The organism is Hydrogenophaga sp. ZJX-1, from assembly GCF_048590325.1.
Taxonomy (GTDB): Bacteria; Pseudomonadota; Gammaproteobacteria; order Burkholderiales; family Burkholderiaceae_C; genus Hydrogenophaga.
In genome coordinates, this window is record NZ_JBMBRA010000003.1 from 643,867 (window position 1) to 668,817 (window position 24,951).

21 protein-coding genes and 2 rRNA genes (1 of these 23 only partly in view) are annotated in these 24,951 nt (G+C 64.0%); 5 read left to right on the top strand and 18 right to left on the bottom strand.

Translation table 11 applies throughout. The features are described 5' to 3' along the window. Nucleotides 1–19: 19 nt before the first annotated feature. The 6 genes from aceK to ACN5W5_RS11920 all read right to left on the bottom strand — a co-directional run bounded on the left by aceK (nucleotide 20) and on the right by ACN5W5_RS11920 (nucleotide 5,407). Nucleotides 20–1,855 carry a bifunctional isocitrate dehydrogenase kinase/phosphatase gene (aceK, locus tag ACN5W5_RS11895; protein ID WP_420048711.1) on the bottom strand — a complete coding sequence of 612 codons (1,836 nt, stop codon included), beginning with the start codon at nucleotides 1,853–1,855 and terminating at the stop codon, nucleotides 20–22. A 31-nt stretch (nucleotides 1,856–1,886) separates the two neighbouring features. Beyond that, the gene (gene can / locus ACN5W5_RS11900) at nucleotides 1,887–2,555 is read right to left on the bottom strand and encodes a carbonate dehydratase (RefSeq protein ID WP_420048712.1); all 669 of its coding nucleotides are present in this window, start codon (nucleotides 2,553–2,555) and stop codon (nucleotides 1,887–1,889) included. A gap of 74 nt (nucleotides 2,556–2,629) precedes the next feature. Continuing rightward, on the bottom strand, nucleotides 2,630–3,811 hold the full coding sequence (locus ACN5W5_RS11905) for an isovaleryl-CoA dehydrogenase (protein ID WP_420048713.1): 1,182 nt from the start codon (nucleotides 3,809–3,811) through the stop codon (nucleotides 2,630–2,632). A gap of 78 nt (nucleotides 3,812–3,889) precedes the next feature. Beyond that, complete coding sequence (locus ACN5W5_RS11910) at nucleotides 3,890–4,336, bottom strand: PaaI family thioesterase (RefSeq protein ID WP_420048714.1); 447 nt, start codon at nucleotides 4,334–4,336, stop codon at nucleotides 3,890–3,892. Between the two features lie 104 nt (nucleotides 4,337–4,440). Then, nucleotides 4,441–4,647, bottom strand: a complete 207-nt coding sequence (locus ACN5W5_RS11915) for a hypothetical protein (RefSeq protein ID WP_420048715.1) — start codon at nucleotides 4,645–4,647, stop codon at nucleotides 4,441–4,443. Nucleotides 4,648–4,990: 343 nt separating this feature from the next. Further along, nucleotides 4,991–5,407: a MerR family transcriptional regulator gene (locus ACN5W5_RS11920; RefSeq protein ID WP_420048716.1), complete on the bottom strand. Its 417-nt coding sequence runs from the start codon at nucleotides 5,405–5,407 to the stop codon at nucleotides 4,991–4,993. A 124-nt stretch (nucleotides 5,408–5,531) separates the two neighbouring features. Between ACN5W5_RS11920 and ACN5W5_RS11925 the strand changes: the two genes are divergently transcribed. Next, nucleotides 5,532–6,602, top strand: a complete 1,071-nt coding sequence (locus ACN5W5_RS11925; RefSeq protein WP_420048717.1) for an MBL fold metallo-hydrolase — start codon at nucleotides 5,532–5,534, stop codon at nucleotides 6,600–6,602. 3 nt (nucleotides 6,603–6,605) lie between these two features. On the opposite strand, the gene ACN5W5_RS11930 is transcribed toward ACN5W5_RS11925, so the two are convergent. The 9 genes from ACN5W5_RS11930 to ACN5W5_RS11970 all read right to left on the bottom strand — a co-directional run bounded on the left by ACN5W5_RS11930 (nucleotide 6,606) and on the right by ACN5W5_RS11970 (nucleotide 16,381). Next, nucleotides 6,606–7,505 carry a M48 family metallopeptidase gene (locus tag ACN5W5_RS11930; protein WP_420048718.1) on the bottom strand — a complete coding sequence of 300 codons (900 nt, stop codon included), beginning with the start codon at nucleotides 7,503–7,505 and terminating at the stop codon, nucleotides 6,606–6,608. Nucleotides 7,506–7,625: 120 nt separating this feature from the next. After that, nucleotides 7,626–8,369: a lysophospholipid acyltransferase family protein gene (locus ACN5W5_RS11935; protein WP_420048719.1), complete on the bottom strand. Its 744-nt coding sequence runs from the start codon at nucleotides 8,367–8,369 to the stop codon at nucleotides 7,626–7,628. Nucleotides 8,370–8,381: 12 nt separating this feature from the next. Next, entirely contained in the window at nucleotides 8,382–8,972 is a 591-nt protein-coding gene (gmhB, locus tag ACN5W5_RS11940; protein ID WP_420048720.1) for a D-glycero-beta-D-manno-heptose 1,7-bisphosphate 7-phosphatase, read from the bottom strand. Nucleotides 8,973–9,000: 28 nt separating this feature from the next. After that, a complete protein-coding gene (glyS, locus tag ACN5W5_RS11945; RefSeq protein ID WP_420048721.1) occupies nucleotides 9,001–11,121 on the bottom strand; it encodes a glycine--tRNA ligase subunit beta in 2,121 nt (706 codons plus the stop codon). 16 nt (nucleotides 11,122–11,137) lie between these two features. Then, a complete protein-coding gene (gene glyQ / locus ACN5W5_RS11950; RefSeq protein WP_420048722.1) occupies nucleotides 11,138–12,082 on the bottom strand; it encodes a glycine--tRNA ligase subunit alpha in 945 nt (314 codons plus the stop codon). Between the two features lie 124 nt (nucleotides 12,083–12,206). Next, the gene (gene lnt / locus ACN5W5_RS11955; RefSeq protein ID WP_420048723.1) at nucleotides 12,207–14,000 is read right to left on the bottom strand and encodes an apolipoprotein N-acyltransferase; all 1,794 of its coding nucleotides are present in this window, start codon (nucleotides 13,998–14,000) and stop codon (nucleotides 12,207–12,209) included. A gap of 39 nt (nucleotides 14,001–14,039) precedes the next feature. After that, nucleotides 14,040–14,906, bottom strand: coding sequence for an HlyC/CorC family transporter (locus ACN5W5_RS11960; protein WP_226464832.1), 867 nt, complete (start codon nucleotides 14,904–14,906; stop codon nucleotides 14,040–14,042). A 122-nt stretch (nucleotides 14,907–15,028) separates the two neighbouring features. Beyond that, nucleotides 15,029–15,766, bottom strand: coding sequence for a GNAT family N-acetyltransferase (locus tag ACN5W5_RS11965; protein WP_420048724.1), 738 nt, complete (start codon nucleotides 15,764–15,766; stop codon nucleotides 15,029–15,031). A gap of 141 nt (nucleotides 15,767–15,907) precedes the next feature. Next, a complete protein-coding gene (locus ACN5W5_RS11970; RefSeq protein WP_177132400.1) occupies nucleotides 15,908–16,381 on the bottom strand; it encodes an Lrp/AsnC family transcriptional regulator in 474 nt (157 codons plus the stop codon). 121 nt (nucleotides 16,382–16,502) lie between these two features. On the opposite strand from ACN5W5_RS11970, the gene hppD reads away from it, so the two are divergent. Then, entirely contained in the window at nucleotides 16,503–17,639 is a 1,137-nt protein-coding gene (gene hppD / locus ACN5W5_RS11975) for a 4-hydroxyphenylpyruvate dioxygenase (protein WP_420048725.1), read from the top strand. Between the two features lie 78 nt (nucleotides 17,640–17,717). On the opposite strand, the gene ACN5W5_RS11980 is transcribed toward hppD, so the two are convergent. Further along, nucleotides 17,718–18,686: an esterase/lipase family protein gene (locus ACN5W5_RS11980; RefSeq protein ID WP_420048726.1), complete on the bottom strand. Its 969-nt coding sequence runs from the start codon at nucleotides 18,684–18,686 to the stop codon at nucleotides 17,718–17,720. Nucleotides 18,687–18,783: 97 nt separating this feature from the next. Here ACN5W5_RS11980 and ACN5W5_RS11985 point away from each other — a divergent pair, with 97 nt between their 5' ends. The 3 genes from ACN5W5_RS11985 to ACN5W5_RS11995 all read left to right on the top strand — a co-directional run bounded on the left by ACN5W5_RS11985 (nucleotide 18,784) and on the right by ACN5W5_RS11995 (nucleotide 22,283). After that, nucleotides 18,784–19,518 carry an FFLEELY motif protein gene (locus tag ACN5W5_RS11985; RefSeq protein ID WP_420048727.1) on the top strand — a complete coding sequence of 245 codons (735 nt, stop codon included), beginning with the start codon at nucleotides 18,784–18,786 and terminating at the stop codon, nucleotides 19,516–19,518. Nucleotides 19,519–19,627: 109 nt separating this feature from the next. Then, a complete protein-coding gene (locus tag ACN5W5_RS11990; protein ID WP_420048744.1) occupies nucleotides 19,628–21,322 on the top strand; it encodes an AMP-binding protein in 1,695 nt (564 codons plus the stop codon). A 28-nt stretch (nucleotides 21,323–21,350) separates the two neighbouring features. Continuing rightward, nucleotides 21,351–22,283 carry an MBL fold metallo-hydrolase gene (locus ACN5W5_RS11995; RefSeq protein WP_420048745.1) on the top strand — a complete coding sequence of 311 codons (933 nt, stop codon included), beginning with the start codon at nucleotides 21,351–21,353 and terminating at the stop codon, nucleotides 22,281–22,283. Nucleotides 22,284–22,368: 85 nt separating this feature from the next. On the opposite strand, the gene rrf is transcribed toward ACN5W5_RS11995, so the two are convergent. Continuing rightward, nucleotides 22,369–22,481, bottom strand: a 5S ribosomal RNA gene (gene rrf / locus ACN5W5_RS12000). A 159-nt stretch (nucleotides 22,482–22,640) separates the two neighbouring features. Beyond that, nucleotides 22,641–24,951: ribosomal RNA gene (locus ACN5W5_RS12005) — 23S ribosomal RNA — on the bottom strand (it continues 568 nt past the right edge of the window).

Genomic DNA, 24,951 nt, shown 5'->3' on the forward strand with positions numbered 1-24,951 from the left:
GGAAATCTCCTGTGAAAGGTCAAGCTAAAAGTTCTTTGTCCGCCTGGACATGGAAGCGCCGGTCGCGCTCGTAGGGAAAAACGTCAAACACATGGCCCGCGGCGATGCGCTCTTTGTGCGCCTGCCAGAAGGCCGCATCGAGCAGGTCCGCGTGGTGCTTCATGAACTCCTCTCGCACCATCGGGTTGCCGAGCAGGAAGGGGCCGAAGGTCTCGGGGAACACGTCGTTCTTCGCGACCGAATACCAGACCTCGCCCGACATCTCGTCTTCTTCGTTGCGCGGCGCCGGCACACGGCGGAAGTTGCAATCGGTGATGTACTCGATCTCGTCGTAGTCGTAAAACACCACCTTGCCGTGGCGCGTGATGCCGAAGTTCTTCCACAGCATGTCACCCGGGAAGATGTTGGCCGCCACGAGGTCCTTGATGGCGTTGCCGTACTCCACCACGGCACGGGTGAGCTGCTGGCGCGCGCGCTTGAGCGACAGGTCGTCCGCCCCCTCGCCCCGCAGTGCGTCAAACGCCTCCTGCAGATAGATGTTGAGCGGAATCATGCGCCGCTCGATGTAGCAATGCTTGAGGATGACCTCGATGTCCCCGTCCCCGTTGCGGTCGCTGATCTCCAGCTGACTGGGCGCGAATTTCTGGATCTCGGCGATCAGTTCGTCGGTGAAGCGCTCGCGCGGGAAACCCACTTCGGAAAACTCGAGCGTGTCGGCCATGCGCCCCACGCGGTCGTGCTGCTTGACCAGCAGGTACTTGCCACGGATCTGCTCGCGCGTGGTGTCCTTCTGCGGCGGGTAGTAGTCCTTGATGACCTTGAACACAAACGGAAAACTCGGCAGGTCGAACACCAGCATCACCATGCCCTTGATGCCGGGCGCGATGCGGAACTTGTCGGTGGAATGCCGCATGTGGAACAGGAAGTCGCGGTAGAACAGCGTCTTGCCCTGCTTGGCCAGACCGAGCGCGTTGTAGAACTCGGCGCGCGGCTTGCGCGGCATCATGCTGCGCAAGAACTGCACATAGGCGCTGGGGATTTCCATGTCCACCATGAAGTACGCCCGTGCGAAGCTGAAGAGGATCAGCAGGTCGTCTTCGCCGAACAGCGCCGCATCCACCACCAGCAGTCCGTCTTCGTTGTGCAGGATGGGCAGCGCGAACGGCACTTCCTGGAAACCGTTGATGATCTTGCCGACCACGTAGGCGCCCTTGTTGCGGAAGAACAGACCCGAGAGCACCTGGAACTGGAAGTTGGCGCGCAGCTTCACGTGGTCGAAGTGCGGCTTCATGGCTTCGAGCACCAGATGGGCGTCGCGCGCGAGGTCTTCGAAGGGCACGCGCAGGTCGAAGTCCGCGATCATGCGCAGCACCTCGGCCTCCATGTTGGCGGCGGTCGGGTAGTGGCAGCGGTAGGTGGGCAGGGCCCGCGGCTCCTCGTTCTCGATGTACTCGGTGGACACCGCCGGGCGCACGAAGATGAAGTCGTTCTGGAAATAGGCGCGCTGCAGGATCTTGGTGCAGACCGAGTTGAAGAAGGTCTCGGCCAGCTCGGGCTGGTGGTGGTTCACCAGCAGGCCGATGTAGTGCAGCTTGACCTGCTCCCACACGTCCATGGGTTGCTGCTCGGCCTTGAACTCCTTGTGCAACCGCATCACGCATTCGTTGACGCGCAGGTCGTAGAACTCGATGCGCTCGCGCTGCGCGCGTTGCTGGCCGCGCCAGTCGCGCGTTTCAAAACGGTGTTTGGCGCGCGCCGACTCGGTGCGGAACAGCCGGTAGTGGCGGTTGAATCCGTCCATCATCGCCTTGGCGATGGCGTAGGCCACGGTGGAGTCGAGTCGCTGGGGAAACATGCAGGGCCTTTGGGCGGCTGTCTCAGCCTTTCTAGGCAGCCGTGTTCCGCCGTTTGGCGGCCACACCCGCCAGGGCCGCCTGGTAGATCGACTCCAGCCCGCCGGCGCCGTCCACCGTCATCAGCATGTCGCGCAACAGGCCGTCGCTCAGGGCGTAGACCCAGGCGTGCAGCGTGAGCGACTGGCCTCGCGCCCAGGCGTCCTGCACCACGGTGGTCTGGGCCACGTTCATCACCTGCTCGATGGCGTTGAGTTCGCACAGCACCTCGACCCGGAAGTCTTCGGGCGTGGCGGCGATGAGCGAGGCGTGGCGGTCGCGCACGTCCTTGATGTGGCGCAGCCAGTTGTCGGCCAGCCCGACACGGGTGTCGTTCAGCGCGGCCTTCACGCCGCCGCAGCCGTAGTGGCCCACCACCATCAGGTGTTTCACCTGCAACTGGTCGACCGCGAACTGGATGGTGGACAGGCAGTTCAGGTCGGTCGGCACCACCACGTTGGCCACGTTGCGGTGCACGAACACCTCGCCGGGCGCCAGGCCGGTGATCTGGTTGGCCGGCACGCGGCTGTCGGAACAGCCGATCCACATGTACTGCGGACTCTGCTGGGCCAGCAGGTCGGTGAAGAAGGTGGACTTCTCGCGGACCATGGCCGCAGCCCATTCGCGGTTGTGGTCAAACAGGTCTTGCAACGATGAACTCATGGGGCAATCAGAAGTGGTTGAACAGCCCGGCCATTGTCGGGCAAGGCCGGTTCACCCCGATGTCAATCGGTGTTTCAGCAGGTCTCGGCAAACAGCTCGCGGCCGATCAGCATGCGGCGGATTTCGCTCGTGCCGGCGCCGATCTCGTACAGCTTGGCGTCGCGCCAGAGGCGGCCCAGCGGGTATTCGTTGATGTAGCCGTTGCCGCCGTAGATCTGCACGCCCTCACCCGCCATCCAGGTCGCCTTTTCGGCGGTCCAGAGGATCACCGAGGCGCAGTCCTTGCGCACCTGGCGCACGTGATCGGTGCCCAGCAGGTCGAGGTTTTTGGCCACGGTGTAGGCGAAGCTGCGCGCGGCCTGCAGCACGGTGTACATGTCGGCGACCTTGCCCTGGATCAGCTGGAACTCGCCAATGCTCTGGCCGAACTGCTTGCGGTCGTGGATGTAGGGGATCACGTTGTCCATGACGGCCTGCATGATGCCCAGGGGACCGCCGGTGAGCACGGCGCGCTCGTAGTCCAGACCCGACATCAGCACCTTGGCGCCCATGTTCAGGCCACCCAGGATGTTCTCCGCCGGCACCTCGACGTTCTGGAACACCAGCTCGCCGGTGTGGCTGCCACGCATGCCCAGCTTGTCGAGCTTCTGCGCGATGCTGAAACCGGGCATGCCTTTTTCGATCAGGAAGGCGGTGACACCGCGCGCGCCCATCTCGGGCTCGCTCTTGGCGTACACAACAAGCGTGTCGGCGTCGGGACCGTTGGTGATCCACATCTTGTTGCCGTTGAGCAGGTAGTAACCGCCCTTGTCCTCGGCCTTGAGCTTCATGCTGATCACGTCGGAGCCCGCGCCGGGTTCGCTCATGGCCAGCGCGCCCACGTGTTCGCCGCTGATCAGCTTGGGCAGGTACTTGGCCTTCTGCTCGGGGGTGCCGTTGCGGTTGATCTGGTTCACGCATAGGTTGCTGTGCGCACCGTAGCTCAGGCCGACCGAGGCGCTGGCGCGGCTGATCTCTTCCATGGCCACCATGTGCGCCAGGTAGCCCATGTTGGCGCCGCCGTACTGTTCGGGCACGGTGATGCCCAGCACGCCCAGCTCACCCATCTTGCGCCAGCAGTCCATGGGGAACTGGTCGCTCTTGTCGATCTCTGCGGCGCGCGGCGCGATCTCGGCTTGCGCGAATTCGCGCACCGCGTCGCGCAGGGCGTCGATATCTTCACCGAGCTGGAAATTGAGGCCGGGCAGGTTGTTCATGGGGGATCTCCTGAGGATGGGGTTTGGGGTATTCAGGCCCTCTCCTCCGGGAAAGAGCCGGGGTGAGGGCAAGAAGGTTCAATACGTCTTGGGCACCGGCACCAGCGTCTGCTGCATCACGGCGCAGTCAGACCGTTTGCCGTCGGCCGCCACGTGCACCACCTCGGCGGCGGTGACGATGATGCGTTTGCCAGCCTTGGTCACACGGCCCGTGGCCTGCAGCTCGCCGCCCTGGAAGGCCGCGAGGAAGTTGATCTTGTATTCGACGGTGGTGACCTCCATGCCTTCGGGCGCCACGGTCAGCGCCGCATAACCGCCTGCGATGTCGGCCAGCGCGCCCATGGCGCCGCCATGAAAACCGCCCTGCTGCTGCGTCACGCGGTCGGAATACGGCAACGCCAGCGTCACGGTGCCCGGCGCCACGGCCAGCAGCCGAACGCCCAGCGCCTGCATCATCCCCTGGCGGTCCAGGCTGGTCTGCACACGCTGGCGCGGGGCGTCGTTGGGGTTCACGGGCTCGGTCATGGGCGAATTCAATTGACGTTTACGTAAACGTCAATTATGACCCATGCACACCGGGTTCGCCAAGCCCGGGGCAACCCTGACCGGACCATGAGCCAGACGCACGCTCAGGCGACCAGGCGCGACGGCAGCAGGCGGATCGCCTGTTCGCAGGGCGCAGCGGATTCGCCCCGAGCGATCGCCAGCGCCGCGCGGTCGAACGCCGCCGACAACAGCACGGCGAGCTCGCGCAGCGGCACCGCGGACTTGTCATCGCCCGGCAGCACCTCTTGCCAGCCTTCCTGCAAAGCGCCCAATCCGGCGACATCGCTCAACGCCATCACCTGCTTGCCCCGAGCGCGGCGGGCGCTTCCAGCAGCCGCAGGCGGGCGCGGCCTGGGCGCCGGCCATCAGGCAGGGCCTCGACCGGATCGCTGTGCCCGCTGGCCTGCCGGGCGATCTCGTCCGCCACCTCCTGCGCCAGTTGTCGTGCCACCGCCTCGAACAGCTCGGCCTTGTCGGTGAAGTGGTGCTAGAGCGCACCACGCGTCACCTGCGCCGCCGCCACGACCTCGGGCGTGCCGGTGCCGGCGGAGCCGCGATCCTCGAACACCCCCGCGCGGCCTGCATCAGCGCGGCCCGGGGTAGCAAGCCTCGGCCCCTTGCAGCAGGAGCCGATCAGACCTTGTCAGCCTTGGTCGTTTTGTCCAACTTGGCCAGCAGCGCCCGCGCTTCCTTCTCGTGCACCTTGACCTCGTCGAGGTTGGCCACCAGATCGGCCATCTGCTCTTCGAGCTGGCGCTTGTGTTCGGCCAGCACATCGAGGAACTTGCGCAGCTGTGGCCCGGTGTCGCGTGGGCTGTCGTACATCTGGATGATGTCCTTGGCCTCGGTGAGCGAGAGCCCCAGACGCTTGGCGCGCAGCGTGAGCTTCAGGCGCGTGCGGTCGCGCGCGCTGTAGACCCGGTTGCGCCCACCCGGCCCTTCGCGCTGCGGTTGCAGCAGGCCCATGTCTTCATAGAAGCGGATGGCGCGCGTGGTGAGGTCGAACTCGCGCGCCAGATCGCTGATGGTGTAGGTCGGGTTGCTCGCCATGGGGGCTGGTGGGTCTTGTCGGGTGGCGGACAGTGCATCGGAACTCCGCTCCGTAGAATGCCCTGCATCTCTTGACGTTTACGTTAACGTCATTCGTCGGCATCTTAACGGAATCCACCCGCGCATGAATCCCCCCACCCGAGAGCAGCTCGAAGCCCGCCTGCACTACCCGCTGGGCAACGCGCTGCCCGAAACCGGCCACACGCTCACGGTGGCGCCGGGGGTGAAGTGGATCCGCATGGCGCTGCCGTTTGCGCTGGACCACATCAACCTCTGGCTGCTGCGCGATGCGCTGGACGGCGTGGAGGGCTGGACGGTGGTGGACTGCTGCATCTCGCGCGATGAAGCCAAGGCGCAGTGGGAGCAGATCTTTGCCAACGAACTCGACGGCCTACCCATCCTGCGCGTGATCGTCACCCACATGCACCCGGACCACATCGGGCTGGCCTACTGGTTGTGCGAGCGGTGGGCCTGCATGCTGTGGATCAGCGCCACCGACTACAACTCGGCGCGCATCGGCTCACAAAGCACCACCGGTTTCGGTGGCGCCAGTGCGGCCGACTTCTTTGCGTCCCACGGCATGACCGACCCCGACAGCCTGGAGAAGATCCGCGGCCGCGCGAGCTACTACCCCGGCATGGTGCCGGCGGTTCCACCGCGCTACCGCCGCCTCATGGACGGCCAGACCGTGTCCATCGGCGGACGCGGCTGGCGCTGCATCAGCGGTTACGGCCACGCGCCCGAGCACATCGCGCTCTATTGCGACGAACTGCAGGTGCTGATCAGCGGCGACATGGTGTTGCCGCGCATCAGCACCAACGTGAGCGTGTACGACATCGAACCCGAAGCCGATGCGCTGACGCTGTTTCTGGATTCGCTCGACAAATACCTGCCGCTGCCCGAAGCCACGCTGGTGTTGCCCTCGCACGGCAGACCCTTCACCGGTCTGCACGAGCGCATCCAGCAGCTGAAAGACCACCACGCCGAGCGCCTGGCCGAACTGCTCGACGCCTGCCGTGAGCGCCCCATCAGCGGCGCGGACGCGATTCCCCTGCTGTTCCAGCGCGCACTGGACCTGCACCAGACCACCTTCGCCATGGGCGAGGCGGTGGCGCATCTGCACCGGCTGTGGTTTGGCGGCCAGGTGCGGCGGGAACGCGATGCCGAGGGCATCCACCGCTTCAAGGCCGTTTGAGACTCACTCGCCGAGCGGCACCGCAGCCCGCTTGAGCGCGCGCCGCCGCGCCATGTGGTCCGGCATCACACTCGCCACCACGTCCCAGAACTGCGGGCTGTGGTCCATGTGGCGCAGGTGGCTGAGCTCGTGCACCACGACGTAGTCCACCATCTCCAGCTTCAGGTGGATCAACCGCCAGTTCAGCCGGATGGTGCCGTCGGCACTGGCGCTGCCCCAGCGCGTGCCGGCGCTGGACAGGCGCAATTTCTCGTAGCGCACGCCCAGCAGCGGCGCGAAATGGTCCAGCCGTTCGGCGAACACGCGCTTGGCCTGGCGCATCAGCCAGGCCTGGGCAGCGTCACGGATCTGGGCTCCGGTGGCGTTGTGGGCCAGCCCCAGCCGGAGGGCGCCCACGGCATCGGGCGCGTCGAAGGCGGCCGGTTCCAGCTCGGCGCCGACCTGCGCGAACCCGTGCGCCGGGTCCAGCACCAGGCGCACGCGCTGGCCCAGAAAGTCCAGCTCGGCGCCATTGGCCCAGACGGTTCGCGCCTGTGCCAGTTCCCCGGCGCGTTGACGGGCGTTCTGCAGTTTTTCCAGCACCCAGCCGGCCTTGTCGTGCAGCAGGGCCTCGACCTCGCCCACCGGCGTCCAGCGCGGCGCGCTGACGCTCAGGCCATCGGGCCCGACCGACAGGCCGATGGTGCGGCGCTTGCCGCGCTTGAACTCGTAGGCCACATCGCAACTGCCCAGCTTGAGCAGGCGGTTGGCGCGTGGGTGGTGCCAAGTGCCGGGCTGGAACACCTCGCTCAACGGCTCGGCGGGTGGAGCCGCGGGCGCAGGCTCAGGCGCAGGCGGCCGGGACAGCACCGCGGGCTCAGGTCCGGTCAGGAAATCAAGCGCCAGTTGCACGAAGCGCTGCATGGACTCAGAAGCCTTCGGAGCGAAAGGTCTGCACCCAGGATGCGGTGGAACCGGCTTTGCCGGGCCACTCGCATCGCCCCCTTGAGGGGGTGACGTGCTGAAAGCGCGGCGCAGGGGTGATCATTTGTAAGCCGTGGGATCGAGGCGCCGCATCTCGGTCTCGATCCAGTCCTCCACCTCACGCATCAGCTCGTCCGGCTGACGGCCCGCGCTGGGGATCGGCTTGCCGATCGAAAACTCCACCACGCCGGGCTTCTTGATGAAGGCCTTGCGCGGCCAGCATTTGGCCGAGGTCACGGCGACCGGAATCACCGGCGCACCGGTGCGGATCGCGAGGCGGGTGCCCCCGCTCTTGTACGTGCCCTTCTCGCCGCGGGGAATCCGTGTGCCCTCGGGAAACATGATGACCCAGGTGCCCTGGTCCAGCAACCGCTGCCCTTGCTGCACCACCTTGGCAAAGGCGCGCGCACCGTCGGCGCGGTCGATGTGGATCATGTCCATGCGCGCCATGGCCCAGCCAAAAAACGGCACCTTCAGCAGCTCTTTCTTGAAGACAAAGGCCAACGGGTGCGGCATCAGCGCGGCCATGCTGAAGGTTTCCCAGAGCGACTGGTGCTTGACCAGCAGCACCGCGGGCGCCGTGCTGCCCACCGGCAGGTTTTCGAAACCGATCACCCGGTTGCGGATGCCCAGGATCACCGTGCCACCGTCCACCGCCAGCTTGAGCCAGCGCGCGCACATCCAGTAGATCCGGTCGGGCTTCATGAACGGCGCGGCGATCACCACCGCCAGCGCCCACGGAATCACGGTCACCACCATGAACAGGAGATGCAGAACGGCACGCAGGAAGTTGACGACGATCATGGAGAGGGAGGTTCAGGTTGAAGCCACTTCCTGCGCCAGCAGCCATTCGGCAAAGGCGGGCAGGTCATCGTGCAGCCGGGTGCCCGACGGCAGATGGGGGAGCAGCAGGGCCAGATCGGCCTCTGCGCCCGGCCCGGCACGCCCGCGCAGGTGCTCGGATTTGCCGGTGAGCAGCAGATGCGGGGAGCAGCCAGCGGCGCTGCCGGCCTGCACATGGCGCAGCGCATTGCCCGCCACGGGAACGTCCATCAGCGGCACACCGAAACGCACGCCAATCTGCTCAAAAAGACCCGGCGCAGGCTTGCGGCAATGGCAAGCATCCTCGGGCGCATGCGGGCAGAAAAACACCGCCTCCACGCGGGCCCCGGCGGCGGCCAGCTGGCGGTGCATCTTGGCGTGGATCGCGTTCAATGAGGCCATGTCAAACAGGCCCCGGCCGATGCCGCTCTGGTTGGTCGCCAGCACCACGCGCCAGCCGCCCTGGTTGAGCCGCGCCACGGCTTCGAGCGCACCGGGCAGGGCCTCCCATTCGTCGGGCGAGGCGACGTAGTCATCGCGGCTGCGGTTGAGCGTGCCGTCGCGGTCGAGGATCAGCAGTTTCATGACCGGCTCCGTGATGAGGGTGTAGGGCTCACGCGGCCAGACGGGACAGGTCGGCCACGCGGTTCATGGCTTCGTGCAGATGCTTCAGCAGGCCCAGGCGGTTGGCCTTGAGCGCCGGGTCTTCGGCATTGACCATCACGCCGTCGAAAAAGGCATCGACCGGCGCGCGCAGCGCGGCCAGCGTCATCAGCGAAGCGGTGTAGTCGCCATTGGAAAACTCGGCGTCGGCCGCCGGTACGGTCTTCTGCATGGCCGTGAACAGATCCTTTTCGGCCGCTTCGACCAGGCGGGATTCCTGTACCGCGGCGCCCTCGCCTTCGGACTTCTTGAGGATGTTGCCGATGCGCTTGTTGGCGGCCGCCAGCGCCGCTGCGGCGGGCAGCGCCGCGAAGGCGCGCACGGCCTGCAGGCGCTGGGTCACGTCGGCCAGGCGCTGCGGGCGCAGGGCCAGAACGGCGTCGACTTCCTGCGCACTGGCGCCCTGCTCGCGCAGGCCGCCGGCCAGGCGGTCGTAGATGAAGTCGGTCAGTGCGCCTGTGGCGTCGGTGATCTTTTCGCCAAATGCGGGCGCGGCGGCAGCCAGCAGTGCGGTCAACTCCAGCGGCAAGTCCTTCTCCACCAACATCCGGATCACGCCCAGCGCATGCCGACGCAGCGCAAACGGGTCCTTGTCGCCGGTCGGCAGGTTGCCGATACCGAACATGCCCACCAGCGTTTCCAGCTTGTCGGCCAGTGCCACAACCACACCGGTCATCGTGCGTGGCAGTTCGTCGCCAGCAAAGCGCGGCTTGTAGTGGTCTTCGATCGCAAAGGCGATGTCTTCGCTCAGGCCATCGTGGCGCGCGTAATAGCCGCCCATGATGCCCTGCAACTCGGGGAACTCGCCCACCATGTCGGTCACGAGGTCGGTCTTGGCCAGGCGCGCGGCCAACAGCGATCGCGCCGCCAGCTCGGGGCCGCCCAGCTGCAGGCCTATGGTCTCGGCAATGGCGCAGACGCGCTCCATGCGTTCGCCCTGTGTGCCCAGCTTGTTGTGGTAGACCACCTTGGACAGGGCCGGCACGCGGCTTTCCAGCGTCTTCTTGCGGTCCTGGTCGAAGAAAAACTTGGCGTCGGCCAGTCGCGGGCGCACCACGCGCTCGTTGCCGCCGATCACGGCGCTGGCGTCGTCCGGGCTGATGTTGCTGACGACAAGAAACTTGTTGGTCAGCTTGCCGTGGGTGTCGACCAGCGGGAAGTACTTCTGGTTGGCCTTCATCGTGAGGATCAGGCACTCCTGCGGCACTTCGAGGAACTGCTCGTCGAAGCCGCAGGTCAGCACGTTGGGCCGCTCGACCAGCGCGGTCACCTCGTCCAGCAGGGCCTCGTCCATCAGCACCTCGTAGCCCGGGCCCAGGCGCTCGGCCGCTTGGGCCAGCTGCTGAACGATGGCGAAGCGGCGGTCGTTGAAACTGGCGATCACCGAGCCGTCGGTCAGCAGGGTCTGCGCGTAGCTGTCGGCATCGGCCAGCAGCACGGGCGACTTGGCTGCTTCGAAGCGGTGGCCCTGGGTGCTGTTGCCCGACGCAAGCCCCAGCGCCTTCACCGGCACCACACTGCTGCCGTGCAGCGCCACCAGACCGTGCGCCGGGCGCACGAAATGCACGCTGCTCCAGCCGGGCAGTTCGCAATCGGTTTCGAGCTGGTAGCTCATCACCTTGGGGATCGGCAGCTTGGCAATCGCTTCGTCCAGCGCCTTCTGCAGGCCCACGGCCAGGTCCACGCCGGGCACCACGCTGTCGTAGAACAGCGCTTCGGCCTTGCCGTCGGGTGCGCGCTTCAAGCCGGCCACGGCCGAGGCGTCGGCGCCCAGCGCCCCCAGGCGCTTGAGCAGCGCGGGCGTGGGCTGGCCGCTGGCGTCCAGGCCCACGCTCACCGGCATGAGCTTTTGCGACACGGCCTTGTCGGCGGCGCGCTCGGCCACGGCGGTCACATGCGCCGCCAGGCGACGCGGCGAGGCGAAAGGCGTCACGACCGATTCGGCCACCGTCAGACCCTGGGCCCTGAGTTGTTCAAACAGCACGCCGGCGAAGGCATCGCCCAGCTTCTTGAGCGCCTTGGGCGGCAACTCTTCCACAAACAGTTCGACGAGGAGGTTCTTGGTTGTCATTCTTGTGCTCTCCGGCTCACGCGGCCTTCTTCTGTTCGGCTTTGGCCAGCTCGGCCAGCACTTCGTCGCTCCAGGTCTTGGGCGCCATGGGGAAGCCCAGGCGGGCGCGGCTGTCGAGGTAGGCACGGGCGACCTTGCGCGCGAGGTCGCGGATGCGGCCGATGTAGGCGGCACGCTCGGTCACGGAAATGGCGCCGCGCGCGTCCAGGAGGTTGAAACTGTGCGCGCACTTCAGGACCTGCTCGTAGGCGGGCAGCGCGAGTTGCTGCTCCATCAGATGTTTGGCCTGCTTCTCATGGGCGCTGAAGGCGGTGAAGAGGAAGTCGGCGTCCGAGTGCTCGAAGTTGTAGGCCGACTGTTCCTTTTCGTTCTGCAGGTAGACGTCGCCATAGCTCAGACTGGAGCCATCGGCACGGTTCGTCCACACCAGGTCGTAGACGTTGTCCACGCCCTGCAGGTACATGGCCAGGCGCTCCAGGCCGTAGGTGATCTCGCCGGTGATGGGTTTGCAGTCGATGCCGCCCACCTGCTGGAAGTAGGTGAACTGCGTGACTTCCATGCCGTTGAGCCAGACCTCCCAGCCCAGGCCCCAGGCGCCGAGCGTGGGGTTTTCCCAGTCGTCTTCGACGAAGCGGATGTCGTTCTTCTTCAGGTCGAAGCCCAGCGCTTCGAGCGAGCCCAGGTAGAGCTCCAGGATGTTGCTGGGTGCGGGCTTCAAGACCACCTGGTACTGGTAGTAGTGCTGCAGGCGGTTGGGGTTCTCGCCGTAGCGACCGTCTTTCGGGCGGCGGCTGGGCTGCACGTAGGCGGCCTTCCAGGGCTCGGGGCCGAGCGCGCGCAGGAAGGTGGCGGTGTGGCTGGTGCCGGCGCCGACCTCCATGTCGTAGGGCTGCAGCAGCGCGCAGCCCTGGGCGTCCCAATAGGACTGCAGTTTCAGAATGATTTGCTGGAAGGTCAACATGCGGGAAGGGGCCGGTGCGAAGTCCGGACCAGAAGTGTTCTGGGAGCGAGAGGCAGCCGCCCGGACGGGCGCACTGCGCAGAAGGTGGATTTTACGGGGCGCCAGCCTTTGGCCGTGGGGGCGTTCAGGCGCCGCGCGCGCGGCGGCGCCGGGGTCGGCGGCTGGCCAGCAGCGCGACCACGGTCAGGCACGCCACCCAGACCGGCCAAAGACCCCAGCGCCCGGCCCAGCGGGCAAAGGGCGTGCTGCCGCTGCGCCCTTCGACGACGGCCTCCAGCCGGCCCCGGGTCAGGCGCGGCAACTGGTGCGTGACTTCACCGCGGTGGTTGATGACCGCGGTCGCACCGGTGTTGGTGGCGCGAAGCATGGGGCGGCCCAGCTCCAGGGCACGCAGGCGCGAGATCTGCAGGTGCTGGTCGATCGCCACCGAGTCGCCAAACCAGGCGATGTTGCTCAGGTTCACCAGCACGGTGGGGGCCGTTTCAGGATTCTTGAACGACGCGGCCAGCTCTTCGCCAAACAGGTCTTCGTAACAGATGTTCGGCGCGATGCGCTGCCCGGCCCAGGACCAGGCGGGCTGCACCAGCGCGCCCCGGTTGAAGTCACCCAGCGGGATGCGCATCAGATCGGTGAACCAGCGAAACAGGGGTGGAATGAATTCGCCGAAAGGCACCAAATGGTGTTTGTCGTAGCGGAAAAACCCGGCGGGCTGCACTGCCGCGGCGGTGACCGGCTCAATGCCCCAGGCCGAATTGGTGTACCCCTGCTCGTAGCTGCCCAGCGGCAGGCCCAGCAGCACGCCCAGCGAGGCACCCGGTCGCGACAGCCCTTGCAGCAGCGGTTGCCAGAACACATCACCCAGTTGGTCGGGCAACATCGGCAACGCGGTCTCGGGCGCCACCACGAGCTGCGGCCCATGCAGCGTGTCGACGCGCGCCGCCGCGGCGATCTGCTCCGGGTACCAGCGCAAGGCCTGGGCGACACCGGTGCCGGGCTCGAATTTTTCATCCTGGGCGATGTTGCCCTGCAGCAGCCACACCCGGAGTTCGCCGTGGGCGGTGGTGTCGCGCTGCCCATGATCGCGCCACGCCTCACCCCACAGCACGCTTGCGAACAGCGCACCCAGCAACAGCGCGCCAGCGACCGCCCGAACCGCCATCAGCGCGCTGCCTCGCTGGTGGTACCTGCGCACGTGATCGGGGGCACCGGGTCGGCGCGTCGGGGGAACCATGGCGCTGAACACCCAGGTCCCCATCGCCGACAACCCCGCGGCAAGCGCATAGGCCAGCAGCGCGGCGATCGCGCCCATGCCGTACACCCCCACCCACGGCGCCCAGGCCGCCATCAGGTCAACCTGGGCGTAGCCGCCAGCGCCCCAGGGGAAGCCGGTCAGCCAGCGACCGCGCGCGAGCTCGGCCAGGGTCCAGAGCGCCGCGAACATCCCGGCCTGCCGGATGCGCGAGCGCGGTGCCAGCGCGCACATCAGGCCCGCAGCCAGCGCGTAATAGAGCGCCAGCAGACCCGCCAGCAGCACCACGGCCAGCGCCGCCAGCCAGGCCGGCAAGCCGCCGTAGGTGTGCATGGAAACAAACAGCCACCAGAAGGTCGAGGTCAGCCAGGCCGTGGCAAACACCCAGGCGCGCCAGACGCCCTGGCGCGCCTGGTGCACACGCAGCAGGGCCAGCACCAGCAACGCCAGCGATCCGATCTGCAGCCAGCCACTGGGCTCGCCGGGCAACAGGCCCGGCGGGCTCCAGCCGCGCACGGGCCAGGCCAGGGCAGCCGCCTGCAGCCAGCCGGCCAACACACAGATCACCAGCCAGAACAGGCCGCTGCCACGGGCAGGGCGTCCCGGTGGCTGACCACTGAGGGGGGAGAAACTCGACGGCGTGTGCAGGTTACCGAACAGGCTGCGCATGGCGGTCCGGTGACATGTGGGCGCGACCTCTGGTCGGGCTCAATCGACCAAAGGTGTCGGCATCACCTTGAACCATTTGACCGCGCCGCCTTTGGTGTGCAACACCACAAAGCGCAGGCCATCGATCTCATGCTGCTCGCCGCGCTTGGGCACGTGGCCCATGGTGTGCGCGATGAGACCGCCGATGGTGTCGAAATCGTCCACCGCCAGCTTGAGGCCGAAGGACTCGTTGATGCGCTCGATGGAGGTGTCGCCGCTGACGCGCCAGGTGCTGTCGGCCAGCGCGAAGATGTCGCCGTCGTCTTCGACCACGTCGAACTCGTCTTCGATCTCGCCCACGATTTCTTCCAGAACGTCCTCAATGGTGATGAGGCCCGCCACACGGCCGAACTCGTCGATCACGATGGCCAGGTGGTTGCGGTTGCCACGGAATTCGCGCAGCAGGTCGTTCAGACCCTTGCTCTCGGGCACGAAGGTGGCGGGGCGCAGCAGGGCACGGATGTTGAGTTCGGGCGCGCGCTGCAGCTTGAGCAGGTCTTTGGCGAGCAGGATGCCGATGATGTTTTCGGTCTCGCCCTCGTACACGGGGAAACGCGAGTGCGCGGTGTCGATGACCAGGTGCAGCAACTCGTCGTAGGGTGCATCGATGTTGAGCACGTCCATGCGCGGGGCCGCCACCATCACGTCGCCGGCCGACATGTCGGCGATGCGGATCACGCCTTCGAGCATGACGCGCGATTCGGCGTTGATGATGTCGTTGTCCTCGGCCTCGGCCAGGGTTTCGATCAACTCGTCCTTGGAATCCGGCCCGGGGTGGATGAACTCCGCGAGCTTTTGCAGGAAACCACGTTTGTCTTCATGCCGCAGGCTGCGCTGCGGCCCGGGACTGGGGGGGATGTCGGCCACTGAAGGAAGGGGTTGGTGGAAGGAGTTCGAAGGATACCGCAAGCCCATGACGGCATCCAGATAGACACCGTCCCGGAGCGCCCGCCCGGCCTGCACGGGACAGCCGGGTCAGCTTGGCCCGGTCAGCCGCGCACGCGTTCGCGCGATTCGCGCACGCCCTGGCGGATTTCCATCAGCAGGGCCAGCCCATCCCAGAACTGCCGCGCCTGTACCTTGAGGTGGTAGTTGGTCAGGGCCATCTGCTCGTTGACCAGTTCGGTCACGCGCGAGTCGAAATCGGCCGGTGGCAGGTGCAGGTGGGCTTCACTTTCGGAGCCGTCGCGCACGATCGCGGCGCCGGCCTTGCGGGCAATGCGCAGCATGGCGGTGTTTTCAGACAGCGCGTGAATGAACAGCTGGCTCACACCCTCATTGCGCGCGTGCATGACGGCCCGTTCGAAGAGACGGCTGCCGTAGCCGCGGCCTCGGGCCTGGCGGGACACGGAGACACCGAACTCGGCGCAGCTGGTGCACTGCGGATCCACCGAATACGCCAGGTGCGCCATGGCGATGAGTTCGAGCTTGCGGTTGAAGATGCCGAACAGTTCGTCGCGCGCAAAGTTCAGGCTCGCCACGTAGCGCTGGATCTGCTCGTCATTGGCCGAATAGCCGAAGCGCAGGTATCGGTCGTGCGGCTCCAGCGCCAGCAGGTGGGCGGTGATGCGCTCCAGATGCCCGGGCCCCATGGACCGGATGGGTACGGCCATCGAGGTGGAAGAGCCGGTCTTGCGCAGCTCACCCGGCGCCACATCGTCAAGCGGGCGCGGCGCCACCGCACCGCGGAACGCGGACGACTTGAACCAGGAGAGGGGATCGACCATGGCCTGAAATATAAGGGTTATCCCTATATCGACAAGGTTGAGGGTCTCTAAAGCGGGAAAAACCCGACGGGCGGGCGGCATTTCGACCGCTCGTCAGCTGATTTTGTTGCGATGCAGCAAAACACCCCAAAAAGCGGCGCATCACACGGGCAAAGCGGTGGTGCTTTTCACCCGGTCCATCACAAAGCTGGTCTTGCAGTCTTGCACGCTGGGGTGCTTGAGCAAGGTGTCCATCATGAAGCGCGAGTAGGCCGCCATGTCGGCCACCACCAGCCGCAGCTGGAAGTCCATTTCGCCCGTGAGTGCGGCGCATTCCACCACCTCGGGCCAGCCCTGCACGCTGGCCCGGAACTGGTCCATGGGGTTGCGCTTGGCGCTCTCCGCGTGCTTCTCCAGCCGCACGTTGACGTAGGCCGTCAGACCCAGTCCCACGGCCTCGGGCTTGACCAGCGCCACATAGCGGTCAATCACGCCCACCTCTTCCAGCCGCTTCACCCGCCTGAGCACGGCGCTGGGCGACAGCCCCACCACCTCGGCGATCTGGTCGTAGGTGGCCCGGCCATCGGCCTGCAGGCTGCGCAAAATGTGTCGATCGAGCTTGTCCAGTGCTTGCATACGGTTCATTTTGCAGGAATGCTGCAAAAAGGACAAACGGAACGCCCCAAAACGCTGGAATCGTGACACGCTGCGCCGATACAGTGGCGCTTCGCTTTCCACACACCACAAGGAGACCACCATGAACGCCAGCCTGCCCACCGCCGTCACCTCTGCCGCTGCCACTTGGGAGAACCCCATGGGCACCGACGGCTTCGAGTTCATCGAATACGCCGCGCCCGATCCGGCCGCCATGGGCGCGCTGTTCGAGCGCATGGGTTTCAAGCCGATCGCCAAACACCGCCACAAGGCCGTGACGCTGTACCGCCAGGGCGAGATCAACTTCATCATCAACGCCGAGCCCGACAGCTTCGCCCAGCGCTTCGCCCGCCTGCACGGCCCCAGCGTGTGCGCCATCGCCTTCCGCGTGCGCGATGCCAAGGCCGCCTACGAGCGTGCCCTTTCGCTGGGGGCCTGGGGCTACGCGAACACCGCGGCACCGGGCGAACTCAACATTCCGGCCATCAAGGGCATTGGCGACTCCATCATCTATTTCATCGACCGCTGGCGCGGCAAGAACGGCGCGCAGCCGGGCGATATCGGCAACATCGGCTTCTTCGATGTGGATTTCGAGCCGCTGCCAGGCGCCGAGCTGAACCCAGTGGGCCACGGCCTGACCTACATCGACCACCTGACGCACAACGTGCACCGCGGCCGCATGGACGAGTGGGCCGGGTTCTACGAGCGCCTGTTCAACTTCCGAGAAGTGCGCTATTTCGACATCGAGGGCCAGGCCACGGGCGTGAAGAGCAAGGCCATGACCAGCCCCTGCGGCAAGATCCGCATCCCGATCAATGAAGAAGGGAACGAGAAGGCCGGCCAGATCCAAGAATACCTGGACCGTTACCACGGCGAGGGCATCCAGCACATCGCCATGGGCTCGACCCACCTGTACGACACGGTCGACGCGCTGGAGCTCGCCGGGGTGAAGCTGCTCAACACCAGCGACACCTATTACGAACTGCTCGACAAACGCATTCCCGGCCACGGCGAAAACGTCGCAGAACTCCGGCAGCGCAACATCCTCGTGGACGGCAAACCCGGCGAACTGCTGCTGCAGATCTTCAGCGAGAACCAGCTCGGTCCGATCTTTTTCGAATTCATCCAGCGCAAAGGCAACGAGGGCTTTGGCGAGGGCAACTTCAAGGCGTTGTTCGAGACCATGGAGCTCGACCAGATGCGGCGTGGGGTGCTGGCGACCGGAACCAAGGTCGAATAACCGCCGGCCAGGCGTGGAGGTCCCTCGTCCGCCAGCGGACGCGTCGGATCTTCGTGCCAGCGCTCGGGCGGCTGCGAGTTAGGCCCTGGGCAACAAGGCCAGCGTCTCGCGCATCACCTGGGGGTGAAACGCCATGGCGACGTGCGACACGCCAGGCACATGGCGGTTGTCGGCGCCCGGCAGTGTCGCCGTGGCGGCGGGGAACACGATGTTGTCCGCGTTGGAATACCAGCAGACAAAGCGGCCGTACCGTTTGTTCGGCGCTTTCGCGGCCTCACGCGCCTGGAGTGAGCGCAACCAGTCCCCTCCGATCCGCATCTGGCGACCGTTGTCCACGCGGCTGAACCGGGCCAGCCAGGTCCCGTGGTGCGGCGAGCCGATGGTCACGATCCGGCTCACCCGCTGGTCCGCACCGGGCACCGCGTCCAGCCAGGCGCGCGCCGCCAGGCCACCCATGCTGTGACACACCAGCATCGGCGGCTGGCCGGTGAGCGCGTGCGCGCGCCGCACGGCGTCGTCGATCAAAGGACCATACGTGTCTATCGAACCGAACACCGGTTCCAGATTCACCGAGGTGTAGGGCTCGCCGCGCTGCCGCAGTTCGTGCATCCAGGGCAGCCAGAAGCCGCGGTTGCACACGAAGCCGTGCACGAACACCACCGCTGTGCGACCCGGTGCCGGCGGCACGTCTTCATCCGGCAGACAGCGCCAGCGAAAAGGCTGCCGCCAGGAAAACACCCGAGGGGCCACCCGCACCTCTTGCCACCAGGCGCGCAGCAAGGTTCCGGCATGGGCACGGGGTGTCGGGTCCGTGCGGTTGACCACCCCGACCACCACGAACTCCAGTGCCAGCACCACGGCATAGCCCCCCAACAGCACCAGCACACCGAGCAACGCAGCGGGGCCTGACCAGCTCCAGGCCCACAGACTCCAGCCAGCGGCCAGCGCCAACGACCCGAGCATGAGTCCTTGCTGCAGGCGTGCGAGTCCGGATGCGTGGTGGACCGCGACCCGCCCGTTGGAATCGGCAACTTGTCTATCGAACATCGTTGAACTATCGCACGCCATGGCCGGATGTTGCCTGCACGCTGGTAGAGCGCACGCCCTAGCGGAACGGTCTGTTGCAGCGGTAGACTGGTTTTTAATGAACGCCGTGACCAGTGCCGCAGAACAGATCCGCATGCATCTGCAGCGTGTGGCCCATCTGCGTGAGCAGGCCCTGGACGCTGGCTTGGCCAGTGCCGTGCACCAGGTCAAGCAGCTGCAGGCGAGGCGCTTTCGCGCCACCTACGCCGACTTTCTTGTGCAGCCTCGCTACGCGGAAGCCACCCGCTTCTTCCTCGATGAGCTCTACGGTGAGCACGACTTCACCGAGCGTGATGCGCAGTTCGGACGCATCGCAGGGGCCATCGAACGCATGTTCCCGGACGCCGTGGCGGAGCTCGCGGTGGATCTGGCTGAGACCCACGCGCTCACCGAAACGCTGGACCACCAACTGGCCACGCACTGGTTGGCGCAAGACAGTTCTTGCAGCGAAGCCGAGCGCTATGTGCGCAGCTGGCGCCTCACCGGTGAACGCCCGCTGCGCGACCGGCAACTCTCGGTGGTGAAACACATGGGCCGCGAACTGCAGCGACTGACCCGGATGCGGTCCCTGTCCATCGCGCTCAAACTCATGCGAAAGCCCGCGCAGGCGGCCGGCCTGTCGTCTTTGCAACAGTTTCTGGAGAGCGGGTTTTCGGCTTTTGCCTCCCTGGGCGACGCCCAGGCGTTCCTGGCGACCATCAACGAGCGCGAACACGCATGGATCGATACCCTGTTTGAAGCTGCGCCAGACAGCTGCCAACGGGCGCTCGCCGACGAGTTGGCGCGGGCCTGAGTTGTTTCAGCGCCCTCTGTGCTTTGGGTGACACGGTCCTAGGGCTGGCCCTGTGTGCCAACGGGATTCTGCCCGCCAGAATGCACCCAGAACAACACCCGTCATGAACATGAACCGTCCCTGGCTGTCCCACTACCCTGCCGGCGTTGCACACGACGTTCAACCCGAGCAATACCGCTCACTGGCCACCCTGCTGGAAGAGTCGCTTCGAAAGAACGCGCGACAACCCGTGTCCGTGTGCATGGAGCGCTGGATGAGCTACGGCGAGCTCGATCAGCACAGTGCGGCGCTGGGGGCGTGGCTGCAGGCCAAGGGACTCGCGCCGGGTGCGCGTGTGGCGATCATGTTGCCCAATGTGCCGCAGTTTCTGGTGGCCATGGCTGCCGTGGTGCGCGCGGGCTACACGGTGGTCAATGTCAATCCCCTGTACACAGCACGCGAGCTGGAACACCAGCTCAAGGACTCCGGCGCCGAGGCCATCATCATTCTGGAGAACTTTGCCCACACACTCGAAGAAGTCATCGACGTCACGCAATTGCGCCACGTGGTGGTCGCCAGCCTGGGCGACCTGCTCGGCTTCTGGTACGGCCGCTGGATCAGTTTCGCTGTCCGACATCTGGCGAAGCTGGTCCCCGCTTACAAACTGCCAGTGACCGGCGTACTGGGACCGCGCACCATCACCAGCTTCCGCCAGGCGCTGGCTGAAGGCGCCAGCCAGACACTCAAACCCAGTCTGGCCCAGGCCGATGACATCGCCTTCCTTCAATACACCGGCGGGACCACCGGGCTCTCCAAAGGCGCGGTACTCACCCACCGCAACATCATCGCTGCTGTCTTGCAAGCCGAGGCCTGGTTCCAGCCCGCGCTTGCGCGCGTTGGCGATATCCGCGTGGTCAACGCCATCGCGGCACTCCCGCTGTACCACATCTTCGCGCTCACGCTCAGTCTGCTGACCATCCGCTGGGGAGCACACATGACCCTGGTTCCCAACCCCAGGGACGTACCCAAACTGGTTGAAACACTGAAACGCCGCCCGTTTCACCTGCTGCCGGCGGTCAACACCCTGTTCAACGCCCTGCTGCAGAACCCGCAGTTCCGCCAGCTCGATTTTTCCAGCCTGGCGCTGGCGCAGGCGGGCGGCATGGCCGCTTCAGAATCAACCGCCAAGCAATGGCTCAAGGTCACCGGCTGCCCGATGATTGAGGGTTGGGGCATGAGCGAAACCTGTGCCATTGGCACCAACAACCCGGTGATCAACCGCGACTTCACAGGCACGATCGGGCTACCCTTGCCCGGCATCGCCATCGCCATCAAGGACGACGAGGGCAACAGCCTTCCGCTGGGCACCCCCGGCGAAATCTGCATCCAAGGACCCAACGTCATGACGGGCTACTACAACCAGCCCGAAGAGACGACTCAGGCGTTCACGGCAGATGGGTACATGCGCACCGGCGATGTCGGCATCATGGACGAACGGGGTTACACCAGGATCGTGGACCGCAAGAAAGACATGATCTTGGTTTCCGGCTTCAACGTCTTTCCCAACGAACTGGAGAACGTCATCGCCATGTGCCCCGGCGTGCTGGAATGTGCAGCCATTGGCGTGGAAGACGCGAAGCAAGGCGAAGCCATCAAGGTGTTCGTGGTGCGCAGCGATCCGATATTGCGTGAGGAAGACGTGGCCCGGTACTGCCACGACAACCTCACCGGCTACAAACGGCCCAAGTACATCGAATTCCGCGACGAACTCCCCAAGACCAACGTCGGCAAGATCCTGCGGCGCGCGCTGCGTGCGCCGGTCTGACGGACCTCTCAGGCAAAACACACCCATGATGGAAGCGCCTTCTGTCGCGGACACCCTGAAGGCGGTTGGCGCCACCGTTTTCGAACGGGGTTGGCTCTCCGCCAACAACACCCTGATTCGAGGCGAGGGTCCCACGGCACTTGTCGATTCCGGCTATGGCAGTCATGCCAGTCAGACACTGGCTCTGGTGACTGGCGAGCTTGCTGAGACGCCGCTGGATGTTTTGCTCAACACCCACCTCCACAGCGACCATTGCGGGGGCAACGCCGCGTTACAGGTGCGGTATCCCCGGCTCACCACCTTGATTCCACCGGGACAGGCTGATAGCGTCGCCAATTGGGACCCCGTCGCGCTGACCTACACGCCCACCGGCCAACAATGCCCTCCCTTTCGACACCAGGGCTTGCTGCTCCCGGGTCAGGAACTGCAGTTGGGCTCCTGGGCCTGGCAAATACACGGAGCGAAAGGGCATGACCCGCATTCGATCATCCTTTTCCAGCCCGATCATCGAATTCTCATCTCCGCCGATGCCTTGTGGCAAAACGGATTTGGTGTCGTCTTCCCGGAACTGGAAGGAAAGGCCGCGTTTGAGGAAGTGGGAGAAACACTGGACTTGATCGAAAACCTGAAACCGCAGACCGTGATTCCGGGCCATGGCAGCGTGTTCCAGGATGTCGGGCCCGCGCTCACAAGAGCCCGAAGCCGCTTAGCTCAATTCACCCAGGCGCCGGAAAAGCACCATCGACACGCGGTCAAGGTTTTGATCAAGTTCCGATTGCTGGAATGGCGAACAATAGCGCGCAACGATTTGCTCACGTGGGCCAGAAATACGCCATATCTGAGCAACACGATGCCGCCCGACAGCGATCAACAACAAAAGGAATGGCTGGATCGCTTGCTCACGGAATTGGAAAGCAGCAACGCACTGCGGCTGGACGGCAATCTGGTGATCAACACTTGATTGACATCCCGCGTGTTCGCCAACGGGCCCAGAAAAGCCGAAACCCCCAAGTACGGGAAGTACGAGGGGGTTAGGGGGAGTAAGAGCCTGACGATGACCTACTTTCACACGGGAATCCGCACTATCATCGGCGCAAAGTCGTTTCACTGTCCTGTTCGGGATGGGAAGGAGTGGTACCAACTTGCTATGGTCGTCAGGCATAACGGGTTGTCCTTGCTGTGCTGTTGCACAACAGGGACGAATTCATAGAGTTTCGAATCAGCTGATTTTGATTGCTGCCAACGATGTGGAACAACGTGAGTTGTCCACGGGGCATAACAATAACATTTGCACTTGGACGATTATCGTCAAAGTTATAGGGTCAAGCCTCACGAGCAATTAGTATCAGTTAGCTTAACGCATTACTGCGCTTCCACACCTGACCTATCAACGTCCTGGTCTTGAACGACTCTTTAGGGGGCTCAAGGCCCCGGCAGATCTCATCTTGGAACGAGTTTCCCGCTTAGATGCTTTCAGCGGTTATCTCTTCCGCACTTAGCTACCCGGCAATGCCACTGGCGTGACAACCGGTACACCAGAGGTGCGTCCACTCCGGTCCTCTCGTACTAGGAGCAGGCTTCCTCAAATCTGCAGCGCCCACGGAAGATAGGGACCAAACTGTCTCACGACGTTTTAAACCCAGCTCACGTACCTCTTTAAATGGCGAACAGCCATACCCTTGGGACCGGCTACAGCCCCAGGATGAGATGAGCCGACATCGAGGTGCCAAACACCGCCGTCGATATGAACTCTTGGGCGGTATCAGCCTGTTATCCCCAGAGTACCTTTTATCCGTTGAGCGATGGCCCTTCCATACAGAACCACCGGATCACTATGTCCTGCTTTCGCATCTGCTCGACTTGTCAGTCTCGCAGTTAAGCACGCTTATGCCATTGCACTATTAGCACGATGTCCGACCGTACCTAGCGTACCTTCGAACTCCTCCGTTACACTTTGGGAGGAGACCGCCCCAGTCAAACTGCCTACCATGCACTGTCCCCGATCCCGATAAGGGACCTAGGTTAGAACCTCAAACACACCAGGGTGGTATTTCAACGTTGGCTCCACAAGATCTAGCGACCCTGCTTCAAAGCCTCCCACCTATCCTACACAGATCTGTTCAAAATTCAATACAAAGCTACAGTAAAGGTTCATGGGGTCTTTCCGTCTTTCCGCGGGGAGATTGCATCATCACAAACATTTCAACTTCGCTGAGTCTCTGGAGGAGACAGTGTGGCCATCGTTACGCCATTCGTGCAGGTCGGAACTTACCCGACAAGGAATTTCGCTACCTTAGGACCGTTATAGTTACGGCCGCCGTTTACTGGGACTTCGATCAAGAGCTTGCACCCCATCAATTAATCTTCCAGCACCGGGCAGGCGTCACACCCTATACGTCCACTTTCGTGTTTGCAGAGTGCTGTGTTTTTAATAAACAGTCGCAGCCACCAATTTTTTGCAACCCGTTCGTGCTCAGATGTTCTCATCACACTACAAGGGCACACCTTCTTCCGAAGTTACGGTGTCAATTTGCCGAGTTCCTTCTCCAGAGTTCTCTCAAGCGCCTTAGAATACTCATCTCGCGCACCAGTGTCGGTTTGCGGTACGGTCAATTACAAGCTGAAGCTTAGTGGCTTTTCCTGGGACCTCGTTCAGTTACTTCGCGAGCAAGCTCGCTCGATCAACAGCCTCGGTATATGACACGCGGATTTGCCTACGTGTCGCCTACATCTGTCTAAACCGGCACATCCAACCGCCGGATAACCTATTAAGATCCGTCCCCACATCGCACTTGTAATCGGTACAGGAATATTGACCTGTTTCCCATCAGTTACGCATCTCTGCCTCACCTTAGGGGCCGACTCACCCTACGCCGATGAACGTTGCGTAGGAAACCTTGCGCTTACGGCGAGGGGGCTTTTCACCCCCTTTAACGCTACTCATGTCAGCATTCGCACTTCTGATACCTCCAGCATCCTTTACAAGACACCTTCACAGGCTTACAGAACGCTCTCCTACCACTTGCAATAAATTGCAAATCCGCAGCTTCGGTAACTGGCTTAGCCCCGTTACATCTTCCGCGCAGGACGACTCGATCAGTGAGCTATTACGCTTTCTTTAAATGATGGCTGCTTCTAAGCCAACATCCTGACTGTTTTAGCCTTCCCACTTCGTTTCCCACTTAGCCAATTTTAGGGACCTTAGCTGGCGGTCTGGGTTGTTTCCCTCTTGAGTCCGGACGTTAGCACCCGGTGCTCTGTCTCCCAAGCTGTACTCGTCGGTATTCGGAGTTTGCCTTGGTTTGGTAAGTCGCCATGACCCCCTAGCCAAAACAGTGCTCTACCCCCGACGGTAATACTTGAGGCACTACCTAAATAGTTTTCGGAGAGAACCAGCTATTTCCAAGTTTGTTTAGCCTTTCACCCCTATCCACAGCTCATCCGCTAATTTTGCAACATTAGTCGGTTCGGACCTCCAGTACCTGTTACGGCACCTTCATCCTGGCCATGGATAGATCACTTGGTTTCGGGTCTACACCCAGCGACTGAATCGCCCTATTCGGACTCGGTTTCCCTACGCCTTCCCTACTCGGTTAAGCTTGCCACTGAATGTAAGTCGCTGACCCATT